This is a genomic window from Bradyrhizobium uaiense (assembly GCF_010811875.1).
In the GTDB taxonomy this organism is placed as follows: Bacteria; Pseudomonadota; Alphaproteobacteria; order Rhizobiales; family Xanthobacteraceae; genus Bradyrhizobium; species Bradyrhizobium uaiense.
The window spans coordinates 26,283-43,567 of the sequence record NZ_VKHP01000050.1 but is presented as its reverse complement, the minus strand read 5'-3'; the positions used below and the strand labels follow the sequence as shown (position 1 = coordinate 43,567).

11 protein-coding genes are annotated in these 17,285 nt (G+C 59.9%); 6 read left to right on the top strand and 5 right to left on the bottom strand.

The annotated features are described in order from the left end of the window. Positions 1-18 precede the first annotated feature (18 nt). From FNJ47_RS14915 to FNJ47_RS51225, 5 genes are all read right to left on the bottom strand, one after another. Positions 19-831 carry an FAD binding domain-containing protein gene (locus FNJ47_RS14915; RefSeq protein ID WP_163154250.1) on the bottom strand — a complete coding sequence of 271 codons (813 nt, stop codon included), beginning with the start codon at positions 829-831 and terminating at the stop codon, positions 19-21. After that, complete coding sequence (locus FNJ47_RS14910; RefSeq protein WP_163154248.1) at positions 828-3,206, bottom strand: xanthine dehydrogenase family protein molybdopterin-binding subunit; 2,379 nt, start codon at positions 3,204-3,206, stop codon at positions 828-830. The genes FNJ47_RS14915 and FNJ47_RS14910 overlap by 4 nt, the downstream gene beginning before the upstream one ends. Before the next feature lie 80 nt (positions 3,207-3,286). After that, positions 3,287-3,799 carry an aromatic-ring-hydroxylating dioxygenase subunit beta gene (locus tag FNJ47_RS14905; protein ID WP_163154246.1) on the bottom strand — a complete coding sequence of 171 codons (513 nt, stop codon included), beginning with the start codon at positions 3,797-3,799 and terminating at the stop codon, positions 3,287-3,289. A gap of 23 nt (positions 3,800-3,822) precedes the next feature. Continuing rightward, complete coding sequence (locus tag FNJ47_RS14900) at positions 3,823-6,675, bottom strand: FAD-dependent oxidoreductase (protein WP_163154244.1); 2,853 nt, start codon at positions 6,673-6,675, stop codon at positions 3,823-3,825. Positions 6,676-7,286: 611 nt separating this feature from the next. Then, complete coding sequence (locus tag FNJ47_RS51225; RefSeq protein WP_235999887.1) at positions 7,287-7,712, bottom strand: glycosyltransferase family 9 protein; 426 nt, start codon at positions 7,710-7,712, stop codon at positions 7,287-7,289. A 67-nt stretch (positions 7,713-7,779) separates the two neighbouring features. Here FNJ47_RS51225 and FNJ47_RS14890 point away from each other — a divergent pair, with 67 nt between their 5' ends. The 6 genes from FNJ47_RS14890 to FNJ47_RS14865 all read left to right on the top strand — a co-directional run bounded on the left by FNJ47_RS14890 (position 7,780) and on the right by FNJ47_RS14865 (position 17,220). Beyond that, positions 7,780-8,661 (top strand): pirin family protein, encoded by an 882-nt coding sequence (locus tag FNJ47_RS14890; RefSeq protein WP_235999886.1) that lies wholly within the window; start codon positions 7,780-7,782, stop codon positions 8,659-8,661. Positions 8,662-9,887: 1,226 nt separating this feature from the next. Next, complete coding sequence (locus FNJ47_RS14885) at positions 9,888-12,764, top strand: winged helix-turn-helix domain-containing protein (protein ID WP_163154238.1); 2,877 nt, start codon at positions 9,888-9,890, stop codon at positions 12,762-12,764. 397 nt (positions 12,765-13,161) lie between these two features. After that, positions 13,162-14,988: an FUSC family protein gene (locus tag FNJ47_RS14880; protein ID WP_163154236.1), complete on the top strand. Its 1,827-nt coding sequence runs from the start codon at positions 13,162-13,164 to the stop codon at positions 14,986-14,988. Next, positions 14,988-15,191, top strand: coding sequence for a DUF1656 domain-containing protein (locus tag FNJ47_RS14875; RefSeq protein WP_163154234.1), 204 nt, complete (start codon positions 14,988-14,990; stop codon positions 15,189-15,191). The genes FNJ47_RS14880 and FNJ47_RS14875 overlap by 1 nt, the downstream gene beginning before the upstream one ends. A gap of 11 nt (positions 15,192-15,202) precedes the next feature. Then, positions 15,203-16,378, top strand: a complete 1,176-nt coding sequence (locus FNJ47_RS14870) for an HlyD family secretion protein (RefSeq protein WP_163154232.1) — start codon at positions 15,203-15,205, stop codon at positions 16,376-16,378. Positions 16,379-16,422: 44 nt separating this feature from the next. Next, positions 16,423-17,220, top strand: coding sequence for an alpha/beta fold hydrolase (locus tag FNJ47_RS14865; protein WP_163154230.1), 798 nt, complete (start codon positions 16,423-16,425; stop codon positions 17,218-17,220). Positions 17,221-17,285 lie beyond the last annotated feature (65 nt).

Here is a 17,285-nt window from a genome sequence, read left to right as displayed (position 1 = left end):
AGCGAGAGTATCGGGGTTTTATTTTTGCAACAGAAAGCCGCAATCCGGGTTCTCTGCCTGTCTCGTGGCCTCTGAGATGTATATAAGATACAGTTCCTCCCCCCCAATCTCCCATGCCGCACCCGGCCCCGCCTCGGCAAGACGTGCGGCGGTCTCGGGCAGAAGCGCCGGCGAACCGCTGGTCGCACCGGCAAGCACCCGCTTTATGCCGGCCTTCTGATCGAGAACGGCAACGCCGATCGCGTTGGCGAATTCGCCGGTCTTGCGGCAAATCTTGTGATAGGCCCACGATGCGTCCGCCGACAACCGTGGAACCTCGATCGCGGCGATCACTTCGCTCTCACCGAGCTTCGTCGAAAACGCTCCGTCGACGAAGCTCTCGGCAGCGTAGCGCTTCGGCTGCTCCTCGCCCCCCTGGGCGACGATCACGGCTCCGAGCGCCGCCAGCGTCGAAACCCAGTCTGCGGCAGGGTCCGCATGCGCCAGGCTCCCGCCCATCGTTCCGCGATTGCGCACTGCCCTGTAGGCTATTCCATGCGCCACCGATCGCAGCAGTCCGCACGTCGGGTCCTCCAGGACACCATCCTCGATCTCGGCATGCGTCCATCCGGCCCCGATCGAGAATACCTTGTCGTCGGCTGCAAGCTCCCGAAAGCCGGATGCGCGCTTGATATCGACCAGCAGTTTGGGCCGTGCCAGTCTCAGGTTCAGCATCGGGACCAACGATTGGCCCCCAGCCAACACCTTGGCATTGCCGTCCGCCCCTGCGAGGAGCTCGGTTGCTTCCCCGAGGGTCCGCGCATGCTTGAGCTCGAAAGCCGATGATTTCATCGGGCCACGTCCCTTCGAGATTCTGTCGCCTGCGATGGACGCGCGCGCCGGATTGCCTCCCGTATTCGCTGCGGGCTCGCCGGCACCTGCCGTATCGTAGCGTTCAAGGGCGACAAAGCGTCGTTTATCGCGTTGACGATCGCAGCAGGCGGCGCGATCGCTCCGCCCTCGCCGACCCCCTTGATCCCGTGCGCCGAGTATGGCGATAGCGTCTCGCGATGGTCGATGCGAAATGTGGGCAGTTCCGTCGGACCAGGAAGAATATAATCGAGCAGCGTCGATGCGAGCGGTTGGGCGTTATCGTCATACGGGCTCTCTTCGAACAGCGCAGTACCGATACCCTGCGCTGCACCTCCATAGGTCTGCCCTTCGACAATCATCGGATTAACCATGCGTCCGCAGTCCTCGACGATCGCATAGTCGAGGATCTCGACAAGCCCGGTTTCGGGGTCAACCGCGAGCCGAACGGCGTGCGTGGCGTAGGAGAACACTCCCGTATCGACTTCCGGCTTGTATCCTTCGGTCGCCTCCAGACCCGCCGTGTTCACGGTCTCCGGAAGTTGGTCCGGCCGAAGATACCAGGCACGCCCAACATCCTCGTAAGTGACGCTGGCATTTGCCGCAAAGATGCGCCCTTCGGCAAATCCGACGGCGGCAGGTTCGACTTGCAGCAAATGGGCGGCAATTGACCTGATCCGACCGGCAACGACCTCCGCGGCCCGTGAGACCGCGCCGCCCGACATGACGATCCCGCGCGAAGCATAAGCGCCGGTCGAGAATGGGGTCGTCGCGGTGTCCCCCAGGGTGACCCTGATGTGCTTGAGCGGAACACCCGTCTGTTCGTGAGCAATCTGCGCCAGCGTTGTTTCCAAGCCCTGCCCGATCGTGTGGATGCCTGCGGCAACCTCCAGCGCGCCGTCAGGCGTCAGCTTCACGTGTGCCTGATCGAAGCCCGGCACCAGCGGCAATCCCCAGGATGCAAATACCTTGGTGCCATGCGCAGACTGTTCGGTGAAACTGGCAAACCCGATGCCGAGGTAACGCCCCCGGTCGTCGCGCTTGGCCCCAGCACGGAACGCCTCGAGTCCGATCATGTCCTTTGCGGCAACGAGCGCCTCCGGATAGTCCCCGGAATCGTAGTGCTTGTTCGTGATGTTGGTGTATGGCATGGCCGAAGCCGGGACCAAATTGTCACGGCGTACTTCCCATGCTTCGCGACCGACCTTCTGTGCGATCGCGTCGATAACCTGCTCCATTGCAAAGCAGACGCCCGGCCGCGCAACGCCACGATAAGGCGCGAAAGGCGGCTTGTTGGTCGCAACCGAATAGGTCCGACATCGATAGGCCGGCAGGTGATACGGCCCGGGGAGGTTGCCTCCGGCCTGCGCAGCCTCCAGGCAGGCGGTGAATGGCCAAACGGAGTACGCCCCCGTGTCGACGGACACTTCGGCGTCGAGCGCGAGAAGCCGTCCCTGCGCGTCCGCATAGGCTTTGACGTGGTATTCGTGCTGCCGCGCATTTGCGCCGGCGACAAGATGCTCTCTGCGATCTTCGGTCCAGCGGAAGGGCTTTTTAAAGGTAGCAGCCAGCCAGGCTACGGCAACCTCCTCGGGCTGCAACAGGCACTTGTAGCCGAACCCGCCTCCGACGTCCGGCGGGGCGACCCTGATCTGAGCCTGCGCGATCCCGAGGCACTCGGCCAGCCCGGCCCGTATCATATGCGGCACCTGGGTGGAGGTGTGAATGACAAGCTGATCAGCACGATCATCCCACCAAGCCAACACTCCCTTGCCTTCCATGGGGTGCATCGTCTGACGAGCACATGACATCTCGAGCTCGACCGAGATCGGGGCCTTGGCGATGACTTCGTCGACGCCACTGTCGAAGAACGTCTCCAAGAACAGATTATCACCCCACTCCGGATGCAAGAGTTCCGCGTTCTCGCGGCGACCGCCCGCACAAGATGCGATCACCGGCAGGTCGTCATAGCCGATCTCGACCTGCTCGATCAGATCTTCCGCGATCGCACGGCTCTTTGCCACGCACATGGCGACCGGCTCGCCGACGAAGCGCACCCTGTCGGTGGCCAGGATCGGATACTGCGATACCTTGTATCCCGGAATGGAAGATCGCGTAACGATCGGCGAGACCCCGATGAGATCTTCGGAGAAGAAGGTATCGACGGCGTGATCCGGTGATTTTGCCTTCGACGATATCTTCGCATGCGCCGTTGGACTGCGCAGGAATGCTACTTCCCGTAGCCCGGGCATATGGATATCGCCGACGAACCGGCCTCGACCACGCAAGTGTCGGGCATCCTCTTTGCGCGGGGCTCGCGCCCCAATACCTTCACCGGCCGGGCTGACCCTGCTCATCATGATCCCTTCATGCGCTCCGCCAAACCGACCTCGCCGCTACCAAGGTCACAGTACCTACCCTCTCCTCGCCAAAGGCTTCACACCGGAATGCAAAGCGCATTCGGAACGAGCAGGTTATCGTAGACGCAGCGGCGCTGCCTGAGCCTAAGGCCCTCGTCGGAACGCCGAAACACATCGTGATAAGTCCCGACCTGGTGAATGGTCGCGTCAGGGCGATCAAACAAGACTTGCAAGACGACGTAGTTCGCTCGAGCCTTTATGTTTCCGTCCTCATCTTCGCCGAGCAACTGCAAATTGCTGATCAGATGACGAAGGTACCGCGGTGCAAACATGGCGGTCTTCTCTAGTGCGAACGCCCGATCGCGAATCATGCCCCTATTCTCGCAGTAGATGAGACCAACCGGGTGGCCGCGATCTTCGTTCTCACGCGACAAAACGACATAGCTTGCGTCCGCCGTGAACATCTCGCTCCAGTCGGAGAGCCGCTGCTCGTCGAGGGCGGCTGCGTATTGGCAATTGAACTGCTCAATTGCGTTGCGGAGCAATAGCTGGCGGATTTCCGCGGTGTAGGTGGGATCGGTGGCCGACATCTGATTGGTCCGTATCTCTCGCGTTAGAGTTCCATCGCGCTGCGCCAGTGCTGATACATCGCCCGTATCGACGCCTCGGAGATCAAGGTATCCGCGGTGCCGATGACACCAGGATCCAACTCGACCACATGTTCACCATCGGGGACCGCAAGCATGCCATCCTGCACGAACTTGATGGCTTCGTTGTCTTCGAGGCCAAGGAAGCCTGCGGGTCCCATCAGGTTGCCTTGCCGCAACCGATGCCGCGTCATTTCCTCATCGTCGCCCTCAAAACCGAACATGGTCCACTTCATGATGAACTCGTTGGGCCCCGTCGGGACGATCTGACGAACACCGAGTGTATTCATCTCCCGCTGCACAATGAGATTGGGCCAGATCGTCGTCATGGTCACTGACCAGGGACTATCGAACTCATTGATGAAATCCATGAAGCGCGGCTCCTCGAGCTTCATGCCTTCCTTGTAAGCACGCATCTCCTTCTTGGTGCTGTTGTCGAGTTTGCTGACGTCCGACTTTGCCGATGCCATCACGCCATGCCGACCGGAGGCATCGGCGATCATGGACGATTTATTACCGGCCACCAGGAGACCGAAGGTCACCAGAAACGTGTGCAGCAACGTTGCGTGATAAGGATCCTTGAGGTTCTCGTGATAGAGCTTCCAGTTTCCCGGCAGGCTGTGGCGATAGTGACCGAGCACCTTGGGCTTCCGCCCGTCAAAGGTAGCCTCGAACTCGCGGAGAATTTCCGGTCCGAGATACTCGGCCAGCGGCTCCATGTCGTTGCAGTAGGACGCGAACACGACACCGCGATGGGTCGTGACTTTTAGCTGCCTGAGCCCGTGGTCTGCATTCTTGAAATCGCGAGGCATTCCGCCCTTGCCGTCCACACCGCGGCGGAACGGCACCCCCGCCAGATTGCCCTTCAAGTCGTAAGACCATTGATGATAGGGGCAGACGAATTCCTTGGCGTTACCGCTTAGTTCGCGGCAGAACTCGGCTGCGCGATGCGCGCAACGATTCTCGAAGACGTTGATCGAGCCATCTTCGGCGCGCGATACGACGACAGGCGTTGGCCCCACATTGGAACGGATGAAGTCGCCGACATCGGGAATCTCGCTCTCGAGCGCAACGTAGTTCCATGTTCGCCCGTGAAAGATCTTCTCGACTTCGCGCCGGTAGATGTAGTCGTCCGTGTAGACCCAATCAGGCACCCTGGTGAGCCCTTCGGATGGCCAGACGTATTGGTTCGTCATTGTCGCCACTGACCTCTCATTCACCACCTGACCGTTCTCCTCTTTGCCGTCGCTCGTGAGCCAAGCGGCGGAAGCCTTGGCGATATCAAAAACTCCCGGGCCTTCGAGCTCCTTGCGCGCGTGCCGTATCGCGGCAGGATCAGAAAACGCGACCACGCTGGTAAGCCGCCCGGTGTTCGGATCAATCGTGCGGTACACGGCGCCACGCTCGCCGTCGCGCCCAGTGAGCGCGACCTTGTCGCCCGGTGACGAGACACCGAGTATCTGGATGTTCAGGCCAAACTGATCGGTCCAGAACCAGGGGGCCTGGACGTCCTCACTCCGAGGCACCCCGGCAATCGATTGACCTGCGGCCGCACCTTGCAGCTCGGCATTGTGCCAACTCTCAAAACGGCGCGAGCGCCCCCTGACGGGACTATGGTGCAACGCACAATCGCCAGCTGCCCATATGTCTGCGACGCTCGTCCTTTGCTCTGCGTCGACAACGATCCCCCCATCCACGGCGCACCCGGCCGCGGCAGCCAATTCGGTCTCGACGGCTAACCCGACACCAATGCAAACGGTGTCCGCAGCGAAAGGGCCGGCGGACGTAGTGACCACAAGGTGCTGACCATCGAGCCGAATGTCCTGAACCTCCACGTCGCACAGAACGGAGACGTTGTGGCGTTCGGCAAGAGAGCGAAAGGTGCACCCAAGTGGTGGGGGCAGCACGCGGGCCATCAGCTCGCCCTCGCGCTCGAGGACGACGGTGGCGACCCCGAGCGTCGCGGCGGCCGACGCAAGCTCAAGGCCAATGAAGCCGCCGCCGACGATGACTAGACGCTTCGCCTTTTCGAGAGACCGCCTGATGGAATTGGCATCCTCGATCGTGCGCAGATAATGCACACCGGGTAGATCGGCACCAGCAATGGAAAGTCGCCGCGGGACTCCACCGGTCGCCAGCAAGATCGCATCGTATTGAAGCTCAGTCCCGTCACTCAAGAGCGCAATCCTGGCGGCGGGATCGATGCGAGTGACGGAGCGGCCGAGGTGCGTCCTGACGTCGAGGGAGACCACGTCGGCTTCAGGCAAATGCCGACACGATTCGATCGACGCCTTTCCAAGGAGAACATCCTTTGAGAGTGGCGGACGCTCGTACGGCAGGTGCTCCTCCCGTCCAACGAGGTCTATCGTGCCGGTGAATTCATTGGCACGCATGCTGCGAATTGCGGCTGAAGCCGCCTGCCCGGCTCCCACGATGACGACGGCCCTACTGGCAGGCCGTTCCCTCAGTGTGCCGACCGGCGCCCGATCTTCGGTCGCAGCCTTCTTGCCCTCATCGATATCGACAAATACCTCGCCATCCGCAACCTTGACCGCGTAGGTCTCAAGGTCCTTCGTGACCGGAGAGCACAGCGCCTTTCCTGACCTGATATCGAAGATGCCTTGGTGCAGCGGGCACTCGATCGTGTCGCCGTCAACGAAACCATCGGCAAGAAAGGCTAGCGCATGCGTGCATATGCCATGCGTGGCAAAGACTTCTCCACCAAGGAGATAGAGCGCCACAGGCTTGCCGTCGATCTCGACGCTCCTGACGCCGTTGGGCTTCAGTTCCTCCAAAGCAATTGCTTTTCGCCACGCCATCCCAAACCTCGGAACCACCCTGAATTTTACTCAGTATACATCCTATTTTAGACAATGCAAGCCAAAGAGACCTCACTGGGCCGCGGCAATACAAACGGTTGCAAATTGCCGCCAATGTGCATCTTTCGAACTCCGGGTTTAGCAAGTTGAGCGGCGATGGCAGCGCCATATAAGGTGATATACTGATAATATCAGCCACGTCCGCCGCATCGCGGGAGGCCTCGGTCGTGAATTTTTAGTGAAGAAGCTCGCCGAGATCAGGTTCGCATGTGCGACCGCCTGCGGCGGGCGCGATCGCCGGGCAGCAATCAGGATTTGCCGACACCGACTATAGTGACCTGATCTGTGAAAGCGCTTGAAATACTGTCTCTTGATAATTCTCGGTTTACACCAAGCGGCACCGGCGATCAGGCAGCACGGCGGTCCGGCGCCGACTGGCGCCGGCGCCACTATTCTATCGCTTATGCAATCGAGGCTTTGCTCAAACGCGTCAGTAATCGAGGGGCAACTTTCGATCAGCATTCACGTGTGGGTTTATGGCGCGCTCGGATCGCATTGTCGGTAACACGGTCTAACGTAGCTCGAAGCCACCAGGGAAGGTTGGTGCTTGGCTACTGCGCGCTTCGCGGTCCTGACGCTTCGGTGAGAAGCTTGGACTCTAGCAAATTGGCAAGTTCGGAACGAACGCGTCGGATCACGGCTTCGTAACCGCCGGCGGCCTCTTTCCTGAATAGCCGCACAGTTGGGTACCAGGGACTGTTTTCACGATCTAACAACCACCTGTAATCAGGCAAATGGGGAAGCAGTATCCAAGTTGGGCATCCCATAGCGCCGGCCAAGTGAGCAATGCTGGTGTCCACCGTGATCACCAAATCAAGGCAAGACAAAAGCGCAGCCGTCTCACCGAAATCGGCGAGATCGGCCGTCAGGTCAACGATGCCAGACGTCCCAAGAAAGACCTCATCAGTAGGACGCGGATCTTTCTGCAAGCTTATGAAGCTAGCGTTCATATCCAGAAGACTGGCAAGCAACTGCAACGGGATTGATACGTAATCGTTGGGATGCGTAAGACTACCGGACCACGTTAGACCAATACGTGGTCGATTGCGCCTGCCAAGCCGCTTCTCCCAAACTTGCAGCTGGTCGGGTTCTGACGACAAGCGGACCGGCGGGGGAATCGTGTTAAGCGTCGTTCTGAGCGGACTTAAGGCCGAATTGCGCGCACCGAAAGTCATTTCGGAGTACGTACGTACATACCTCGATGAGCGGAAGCGCCGTTTCGGCAAGCTTTGTAGGCAGGAGATTAAGCGTCCCGACGTGCTCGCTTTCATGCGTTCATACGAAGCAGAGGGAAAGCTGGAAACGCGCACCGAGGGCAACCTCCGTTTCGACATGGGCGACTGGGGCACCGGACTGCTCGACTATGGCGGGGTCGAATGGATGCGTGCCGGCAGCGGAATCTGGCATGGCGGTGAATATCGACCGGCTGGCGCGTCACGATTCAAGGGTTTTCAGCTCTGGGTGGCTCTGCCTGCCGCGCAGGAAGCGAGTGCGCCCGAGTGGCAGTTCATCGAGGCAAGCGGAATTCCGACCGTCGGCCCGGCGCGCCTGATCGTCGGCGCCTATCAAGGCAAGGCCAGCCCTGTGCGCGCCTTCAACGGCCTCAACTATCTGCTCGTCACGCTTGCTCCGGGAGAGACGTGGGTCTACGAAACGCCGGTTGGCCATGAGGTCGGCTGGCTCAGCCTGTCCCACGGTAGTCTCTTGGGCGATGGCCGATACAAGGCCGGCGACATGATCGCATTTGACCGAAGTGATGCCGCGATCTCGCTTCAGTCAGGCCCCGAGGGCGCGACCTTCGTTCTCGGCTCGGCGGTGCCGCATCCCTACGATCTCGTGCTGGGCTACTACTCGGTTCACACCTCGGACGAGGCGTTGAAAGCCGGCGAAGCGCGCATCGCCGATGTTCGGCACCTCTATGCGTAAGGCAGCCCTCGACGAAAGATGCGCGGCCGCGCGAATGTAGCAACTCCAACCCTCGGTGACGGTGAAACGCGTGGGCCGTCGACATCCAAGCTATTTTCAGCGTTCACTCAAGCGGAGGTCAGGCCCCCGATCGGCCTGGCCTCATAGATTTCATGGCAAGCTGGCAACAAGTCTACACAACGAGTTCTCGCACGATACCTATCGGGTGGAGCGGTGGTCCAACCCTCCGCCTTTCTGCACGCTGCAATGCGCCGCAATACGCTAGAGGCAAGGGGACGATCGGATATCGGATTCGGATAGGTTAGATCGAAGCACGCAACTCCGGCCGACTGCTCGGCGCCGAAAGGAAGGGAGAACAAGAATACTTCCAAAGATACGCCAATTTACGCGATGGTAGCCGCGGGACCTGCTCTCACTCTATCATTTCAAACGACGTTTCATCGTTGTTTTGCAAGCACAAATTTCCAAGTCTGACGGACAAGTGCCGACGGTATACGCGCCGCATTTTTCTGACCTTGATTTCACAGAAAACAATGCTCCTCACGAAGCACCGGCAATTCCTCTACCTATCGAAGTCTATCAACTGGACGGCGCGCCGCGTACGTGACTAAGACTGACATTGCTCGCACTGGCACAGAGCCTCAGATACCGTCAGAGATCAGGAAGGCACCTCCCGCCCGGGCGCCGCTCACTCCCACTGCTGTGTGCCAGCCATACCGGTCGGCTCCGCATTCCAAAGCCGCCCTCTCGGTCAACTCGGTTCGTGACCCGATGCGCACAAAGCGTCTAGCTTTGGGGAATTGCGCCAAGCCTTTCTTGCGCCTAAGCGGCGGCTATCCATCAACGTAGATCCGGTCCGTCGCTTCTGCCGGCTGATGGCAGGTCTTGCAATTCTCTCGGTAATCGAGCGAGGCTGCCACGCCTCCCCCGGGAGAGGAAGCGAAGCGGAGTCAGTCGACAGGTTGCCGGCGTCGAACCAAGACCAGCCCTAGCCGTCGCCAAAAAAACGCGTTCGCGGCATAGCGACCCTTGCGGTCCTTCATCATGACAAACCAACCCTCCAGGCTGTCGGGGTGACTGATTGTGCCAGATGTCATTGCCGGTAGCTGCCCTGAATACCTCTTTCACAAGCACGGTACCGTCTGGAAAACGCCCATCCTTGCAAGTGACTTGAGAACCTTATTGCCGTAAAATCAAGCCCTTAGAGCCGCCTCGCGAGGCAGTGAATGGTTACCCCGATGGCGCCAAGCAAGGACGTCCTTTCGTTCGGGCCCTTTCGCCTGGCCCCGAGCGAACGGCTGCTCACCAGAGCAGGCACGCCCGTGGAGTTGGGCGCACGCGCTCTCGATATCCTGATTGCCCTGGTCCTTAGGCCCAACGAAGTCATCACCAAGAAAGAGCTTTTGTCTCTCGTCTGGCCCGGTGTCACGGTCGAGGAATACAGCCTGCGCTTTCACCTTGCGAACCTGCGCAAGGCGCTCGGCGACGGAAAAGATGGTGCCCGGTACATCACAACATTGGCAGGACGTGGCTATTGTTTCGTCGCGCCGGTTACGCGCTCGCGTGAAGAAGTCGAAGCGGCGGCACCTGTTGCGACGGATTTTTCGTATGCCAACTTGCCCGGCCGTTTGGCACTGATGGTCGGACGCGATGAGGACGTTCTGCTCATATCGAAGCATCTGATCGCTGCCCGCTTTGTCAGCATCGTCGGCGCCGGCGGCGTCGGCAAGACCACCGTGGCGATAGCCGTCGGCCATCACTTGATCGAGGCGTTCAAAGGCGAAGTTCTCGTCGTCGACCTGAGCGTGCTGAGCGATCCTGGCCTGGTCGCTACTGCGATCGCTGCGTTGCTGGGATTGTCGGTTCAGTCGGAGGACGCGACACCGACCTTGATCGCTTTTCTGCGCGGCAAGCGGATGCTGCTCATTCTCGACACTTGCGAGCATCTCATCGATGCCGTTGCAGCGCTGACATCGAAGATTTACGTGGAGGCACCTGACGTTCATATTTTGGCGACGAGTCGTGAAATTCTTCAGGTCGAAGGCGAGCATGTCTATCGATTAGATACGCTCACTTGCCCGCCAGAAGGTGCAGAGGTGCTGAGCGCGGCTGCCCAGACATTTCCGGCGCCGCGCCTGTTCATTCAACGTGCGGCCGCGAGTGATGCTCGCATGGACCTCGGCGATGCGGAAGTCGCGGCGATCGTGCGCATCTGCCGCAAACTCGATGGCGTGGCGCTGGCAATTGAACTCGCCGCCAGGCGTGTTGAGGCCTACGGTCTATATCAGACCGAGAATCTTCTCGATCAGCATCTTGCCTTTGTGTTGCTTAGCCATCGCAGCGCGACGCCCCGCCAAAGGACGCTGCAAGCGGCGCTCGACTGGAGCTATCAGCTCCTCTCCGAACTCGAACGCGCCGTGCTGCGTCGGCTCGCCGTGTTCGTCGGAAATTTTACGCTCGACGCTGCTTTGGAGGTCATCACCGACACCGCCATCGATCAATCGCAGGTCCTGAGCGCCTTGGACAATCTGGTTGCCAAATCGATGGTTGCAACGCGTCCCATCGGCGCCCTGATGCGCTATCGCCTTCTGGATACGACTCGAGCCTACGTTCTCAACATTGCGACTGACAATGCCGAAGCGGCCGGGCTGGCAGCGCGCCACGCGACGTACTACCGGCGATGGCTCGATCAATCCGGCAGCAACTGGCCGACGTTATCCACCGGATCGGAGCGATCCCCCCATTTTTCGGCGCTGAACAATGCCCGTCATGCGCTGGAATGGTGTTTTGGCGAAGGCGGCGATGTGCAACTCGGGATCAAGCTTGCAGCGGCTGCTGCACCCGTTTTCCTGACAATGTCGCTGTTGCGTGAATGTTGTCTGTGGTCGGAACGGGCAATCGCGGCGCTCGATGATGCGACCAGCGACGGGGCCGAAGAGATGCAATTGCAGGCATGCCTGGGAGTCGCATCGCTGCACATTCATGGACCTAGTGAAGCAGCGCTTGCGGCCTTGAACAGAAGCCTGATGATCGCTGAAGCACGTGGCGATGTCCTGAGTCAAGTCATGATGCTGTGGACACTGTCGCTGTTCTGTGTTCGTCAGGCGGAGTTCAAGATCGCGCTGGAGTACGCAAAACGCGCCGGCGCCGTTGCCCGAACCACCGAAGAACCGGACGCTGCTGCCCTTGCTCAATCGGCTCTGGGGAGGGCACTTCACTTTGTTGGTGATTATACCGGCGCCCGCGCGGAGCTTGAAGCCGCGTTACAGTATTGGTCGAGTACCCGTCGGACATATCTCGGGATCGATGAACGCATACAAACTAGTGTTGTGCTGATGCGGACACTGTGGGCGCAGGGTTTCCCGGCGCAGGCGGTCGAACGCGCGCGTCAGACTCTCGACGATGCCAAGCTGAGTAGCAATCCCGTAACGCTTGCGGTCACTTTGAGTTGGGTCCCGGGCATACTCATTTGGGCTGGCGACTACCAAAGCGCCGCGGAGCACGTGAACTGGTTGATCCCATACGCGGAATCCCATTCTCTGAGCCCGAATCTCCATGTCGGACGCGCCTATAAGGGTACGCTCGCCATCTACAGCGGCAATCCCGCGGCCGGGGTTCAAACTCTTCAGGACTGTCTGAAGCACCTCCATGCGCGCAACACGGCTTCTAACAGGTTCCTCCATCAGCGTAAGGTGGAGTTCAACATTGCCCTCACGCAAGGCCTCATCACTATCGGACGAGTGGACGAAGGTATCGCCCTGATCGACGAAACGATGAGCCGCGTCGAAGAGAACGGAGAACTCTACCTGTTGCCGGAAGTGCTGCGGATCAAGGGATGTGCCATTCTCGCTTCTTCAGAGCACCGAGTTGACCAAGCAGAGGCTTGCTTCAGCCAATCACTCGAATTGAGCCGCCGCCAAGGCGCACGCGCATGGGAGTTGCGCACTGCTATCGACTTGGCCAGGCTGCTGGCCAATCGGGGCAGACCGGGGGACGGCCGAAAACTGTTGCAGCCGATCTTGGAGCAATTCACCGAAGGGCGAGACACCGCAGATCACCGGACGGCCGAGCGTTTGCTAAGGGAGCTGGGCCGGGATCAATAGATATCGAGGTTACCGGCGCTTCCGACGGTATCAGGACTCGCGCACATCTTCTGTCCTCGAGCGGGGTAAGCATCGCAGCCTGAACTTGCGGTTAAATGTTCGGCACATATGGGCACCGCGCCAGTGCCCCTCGTGGCAAACAGTGTGGCACCTCGTTTCCTCGGCGAGGTGAGAAGTCTGGCAACGCCCATAACATCATACAACATTATACAACGCATAACGAGCCATCCGCGACGGATGAGCGTAGGTCCGTTGTCGCGGACGAAGTTCGATGTCGCCTCAGGCGGTCGGCGAGAGGCAGCGCAAAGTCTTCATGCGCGCATCAACCGATGTTCCGACGCGCGAGAACTGAGCGCGAAATGGCGAAGCATGCGCAAAAATCGGTGAGGGATTTACCTTGATCGCGACAGCAGCACAGCAGCCGTTCAGTATGGCAAAGATTCCGCCCGACTCCTTGACGTTCGCCGTCCGCGTTTGGCTGGCCACCATCCTGGCGTTATTTGTAAGCTTTTGGCTGCAACTCGAAGAGCCGTTTACGGCGGCGGTGACCGTCGCAATTCTGGCAGAGCCGACCCGCGGTCAGGCACTCGACAAGGCGGCCTTTCGGTTGACCGGCACCGTTGTGGGGGTGACAGCCGCAATCGTAATCACTGGGCTTTTCTCGCAGGCCAGAGATCTGATGCTGGCAGCGTCGGCGGTGTGGCTTGGACTTTGCGTCTTTGCGGCAAAGCTCTTGGATGGCTATCGCGCCTATGCGGCGGTGCTGACCGGCTACTCCGTTGCAAATATCGCGATACAGCAGATCGACAGTCCGCAGAGCGTGTTTGACGCCAGCGTGGAGCGCGGCGCCGCGATCGCGGTCGGCATAATGTCAATAGCGGTTGTAAACGCGTTGACGTCTGCTCCCGACCGTCATTCGCAACTCGCGACGCAGCTGGCGGCAATTCATCGTCGCGTTCGTGAATACGCAAGCGCTGCCTTAAATGGCGAAAGAAGCGATTCGGCGGCATTCGTGGTCCTGGTGCGGGACATCGTTGGACTTCGTCCTGACTTAGCAAGCGTCGCATTCGAGTCGAGCAGCGGTTCCGTCGGAAGCGCCGCTGCCCGGAGCGTAGCCGTCGGACTGATCGCTGAATTGCAGGCGGCGCGGGCCTTGAATGCCGGTTCCTCCGATATCGCGACCGACGCTTCCGCTTGGAAAATGCGAGAGTTGCTGCGGCGGGACCACGCAGTCTGCCAGGATCTGTCGGCTCTGAGCTCAAACAGCTTGCCATCACGATTGCAGCGCGCCCCGTTGTATCGCTCTTATCGAACTGCGGCCGAAACTGCTGTGCGCGCGACTCTATGGTTTGCACTCGCATCGACATTTCTCGTCTGGGCTGGGTGGTCTGCAGCAAGCGCTTCGTTGTATCTTGTCGCGGCGGTTGCTGCATTGGGAGTGACAACGCCCAATCCGCGCGGTTTCACCACGATAGCCCTCGTTGGCGCGCCGATCGCGGTTGTGTTGGCCGGCATCCTCGAGTTCATCGTGCTCGACGGGACTGATGCCTTTTCCGTTCTGGCGATCGGCCTGGCTCCGTTTACGATCGTCGCAGCACTTCTCACCACGTCGCAAAGTCCCGTGTGGTCAGGAATTGGACGCATCAATCTTATCGCGATTCCAACCATCCTGGCGCCGAGCAATCCCCAGAGCTACGACCCGCAGGCCTTCCTTTTCACGTCCCTCTTCATTGTCGCGGCTGCAGCGGTCCTGCTGGCTGCGCAGATTCTCATTCCCCCCGTCTCGGACGACAGACAGAGGATGCAGTTGCTTGCGGAGGCTCGCGGCGAACTGCACGAGCCGGACCAAAAGACTGGCGAAACTCCGGAGGGGGCAACGTTCCGCGATGCGACGCGCATCGGGCAATTTCTTTCCGCCAAAGGAGCGCAGGACGATCGCGCTCTCGCGGACATGCTCTCCTGCTTCGATCGGTCGGCAATGATCCGACTTTGCAGCACGAACCTGACGCAGCTCGTCGATGGGCCATTCGCTCCGCTGGCGCAGCAAGCGCGCGAAGCGATCGTCATGCGAGATACAGCCACGCTTCGCGCCGTTGCCCGTATGCTGCTTGAGAAAGCCTCCCACAAGGATTCGATCGAGGCAGAAACTGCGGCGTGGCTCGTCCTGACAAGCGACACCATCGACCAGGACCGCGGACTGGATTCTTCTCGGGAGGCGCACTGATGGCACACACCTTTCCAGAGCTGGTCATCGGAGGCGTTCTGGTCGCGCCCTTTGTAACCTACCTGGTGGCAGCCCTTGCCGTCGTCATCGTGCTTCGGCCGCTCCTGCAGGTCGCAGGTTTCGCGAAAATGTTCAGTCACCCCGCAATAGCACAGTTGAGTCTCTCCGTAACGATCCTGTGCCTGTTGATGCTGTTGTTCTAGAGGAGCGAACCATGGACGCGATTGTTCGTGATGAGACTATGAAGCAAGACGAGGCGCAGGCAAACGTCGCTCGCTCTTCGCCGGCATCGGCCCGTGAACCAAACGTGTTTGACCACATCGCGCGGAGGATCTCGGAGGATGATGATGCAAGTAATGAAAGCGTAGCATCGTCCTTAGCGACGTCTATGCCAGCCCGAAACGGCGACGCGTCACGAACTATACTGCGTCTCTTGCGTAACCTGGCCACAGCCGGCACGGCGATTGTTGCAGTGCTAGGCGCCTTCGTGACCTGGGATCTGTACAACGCCGCGCCATGGACGCGCGATGGGAGCGTGCGAGTTCAGGTTGCGAACGTGGCGCCGCAGATTTCCGGTCAGATCACGGAGCTGCGAGTCGTCGACAATCAGTTCGTTCACAAGGGCGATATCCTGTATGTCATCGAACCCTTCGATTTCCAGGTCGCGCTGCGCGCATACAAGGCGTCGCTACAGCAAAAGATCGCAGACCATGACGTGAAGGAATTGCAGGCCGAGCGACGGCGGCGCTTGTCCGATTTAGCGGAAACCGTTGAGGACCGACAAGTCTATGAAGGGAACGCAATTCAGGCGAAGGCCGTCGTTGACTCAGCTCAAGAACAAGTCACGCAGGCGGAGATTAACCTACGACGCACCGAGGTTCGCAGTCCGGTAAACGGATACGTAACCAATCTCTTGGTCCGGGTAGGAAACTACGCGGCACAGGGCACCAGCAATATCTCGATCATAGACACGGACAGTTTTTGGATAGACGGCTATTTCGAGGAAACGAAGCTGGCCCGACTGTGCGTGGGTGACCGCGCCGAGGCCAAGCTGATGGGCTATTCATCGCCGATCATAGGTCACGTTGCAACGCTAACGCGTGGCGTCAGCGTGTCCAACGCGGCCGCCGCCACGCAGGGCTTGCCCAACGTCGATCCGGTTTACACCTGGGTCCGTTTGGCGCAGCGGGTGCCGGTCCGCATTGCGATCGACAAGGTGCCGCCCGGAGTGCCGCTGGTGTCCGGCTTGACCGCGACTGTCACGATCCGTGACGGCAAGGACGACCAGAGCAAGACGCTGTTTCAGAAGGTGCGCGCAGACGTCGAGCGGAGCTTCGCCGGACTGTTTGGTGGAGATCCGCGCCCAGGCTGCATTCCCAACCCGTCATGAAGCTCCATTTCCATCGACATCAACCGATCTGAGGAGAGAAAACGATGTCCAGCATTAAAGAGGAGAAGATCGACAGGCGTGCGTTTTCAACTGCGCTCCTGCTCAGCGCAGCGGCCTCGATGATCTCTACCCGCGGCATGGCCGCAAACGGCTTTCCGCCGAAAGCTCGCAACGTCGTGCTGGTGCACGGTCTGTTCGCCGACGGGTCGTGCTGGACCGATGTGATCGCGCGGTTGCAGGCTGCGGGCCTCAACGCGACCTCTGTGCAGAACCCGCTGACGACGCTGTCGGAAGCGGTCGCTTCAGCGGAGCGCGTGCTGGCAAGGCAGGACGGCCCTACAGTTCTGGTTGGCCACTCCTTCTCGGGAATGATCGTCACGGAGGCGGGCGCGCATCCGAACGTGTCCGCGCTTGTCTATGTAGCGGCGCGCGCGCCGGACGCCGGAGAAGATTACGCGGCCTTGGCCAAGACCTATCCGACTCCGCGTGCGACGGCCGGCATCTTGTTCGACGGGGATGAGGGTCGGCTCTCTGAGGAGGCGTTCCTGCGCGACTTTGCGAGCGACCTGCCGGAAGCAAAGGCCAAAGTGCTCTACGCGGTCCAGCCGCCGTTTCTGAAGGCGCTGCTCACAGGTAAGACCACGAATGCGGCCTGGCTATCGAAGCCGAGCTATTACGCCGTCTCGACGGAGGACCGCACTATCAATCCGGACCTCCAACGCTTCATGGCCAGGCGGATGGGCGCCAAAACCATCGAGGTGAAGGCGAGCCACCTTTCACTGATTTCGCAGCCAGAGGAAATCACGCAGTTGATCCTCGAAGCCGCGGGACAACTTGCCTGACGAAACGACGCCCAGGAGCTTCGCTCAGGTTTCCATCGACACCAACGAATCCAAGGAGACAAAGC